Below are 1305 nucleotides of genomic sequence, written 5' to 3' on the forward strand. Positions count from 1 at the left end.
GGGGCGGTCGGTTCCGGGGTCGCCGGTGACCGGTCGGGTGCCGGTGACGGTCATCGTGGGCCCCGGCAGTGCAGCGCGTCGGCCAACGCCCGGACCACCTGCCCGGAGCGGGTGCCGAAGGTGAGCAGGAGGCCGTCGTCCATGTCGACGACCCGGCGGGCGGCACCGGCCGGGGTCTGCCCCACCCCGGGGAGCCGGAGCAGGCCGTCGACGCCGCCGACGGACTCCAGCCCACCGCTCATCACCAGGATCACGTCGGGGGCGGCGTTGATCAGCCCCTCGCTGGTGAGCGGGCGGAACTTCGCCAGGCCGATCGCGCTGCCGGCGTCCACTCCCCCGGCGGCCTCGATCATCGCGTCGCTGCCGGCGCCCCGCCCGCCGATCAGGTAGACCCCGGCGGTGCCGCGCAGGTAGAGGAAGGCGACCCGGGGGGCGGCGTCGGTGGGCGTACCGGTGCGGGCGGCGGCGATGTCGGCCTCGATCCGGGTGACCAGCCGGTCGCCGGCCGCGCCGACGCCGAGCGCCGCCGCGACGGCCCGTACGTGCCCGGGGACGGCGTCGAGGGTCTGTTCGGCGGCGACGAGGACCACCGGGATGCCGGCGGCGCGCAGTTGCCGCAGCGTCTCGGGTGGACCGATGCTGTCGTCGGCGAGGATCACCGTGGGGGCGAGGGCGAGCACCGCTTCGGCGGACAGGTCGTGCCCGGCCGGCGTGACCACCGGCAGGTGCGCGGCGGCGGGGAAGGTGGTGGAGGTGTCCCGGCCGACGACGTTGCCGCCGAGGCCGAGGCTGAACACGATCTCGGCGATCGACCCGTAGAGGTTGACCGGCAGGATGCGGGTGGCGTCGGTGACCGTGGTGACGACGCCGTCGGTGGAGGTGACGGTGGCCGGCAGGGCGGGGGCCGGTGCCGGGGTCAGTGGGGTGACGTCGGTGTCACCCACGGTGGCGGTGACCGGGCCGCAGGAGGCAGGTGTGCCGGGCCGGGCCTCGGCGGCCGGTTCGGTGCAGCCGGCCAGCGCCCCGGCGAGCAGCACCAGGACGAGCGGCAGCGCACGCCGGGTCACGACGTGGCCCGGCGTCGACGACGCCGGCGCAGGCCGGCGAGCAGGGCCATCCCGAGCAGGGGTACGACCAGCGCCACGAGCCACCAGCGGCCGGTGTCGGAGGCGGCGCTGACCCGGGTCACCTGCGCCTGGTCGCCCGCGTCGGCCGGGCCCACCGGGCCGCCGGTGCCGGCGGGGGCGACGGCGGTGGCGGCCGGTGCCGGTGCGCCGCCGGTGGGCGTGCCCGCCGCGCCGGTCG

At 77.8% G+C, this 1305-nt stretch carries 2 protein-coding genes; both read right to left on the reverse strand.

Annotated features, from left to right (window positions below; all coding sequences use genetic code 11):
• Positions 1 to 50: 50 nt before the first annotated feature.
• On the reverse strand, positions 51 to 1067 hold the full coding sequence (locus B5D80_RS32670; protein WP_281253512.1) for a heme/hemin ABC transporter substrate-binding protein: 1017 nt from the start codon (positions 1065 to 1067) through the stop codon (positions 51 to 53).
• Positions 1064 to 1305, reverse strand: a 242-nt coding sequence (locus tag B5D80_RS33600; protein WP_211291734.1) for a hypothetical protein, incomplete at its 5' end; no start/stop codon positions are given. The genes B5D80_RS32670 and B5D80_RS33600, both read right to left, overlap by 4 nt.

Origin of the sequence: Micromonospora wenchangensis (genome assembly GCF_002210435.1) — a bacterium.
GTDB lineage: Bacteria > Actinomycetota > Actinomycetes > Mycobacteriales > Micromonosporaceae > Micromonospora > Micromonospora wenchangensis.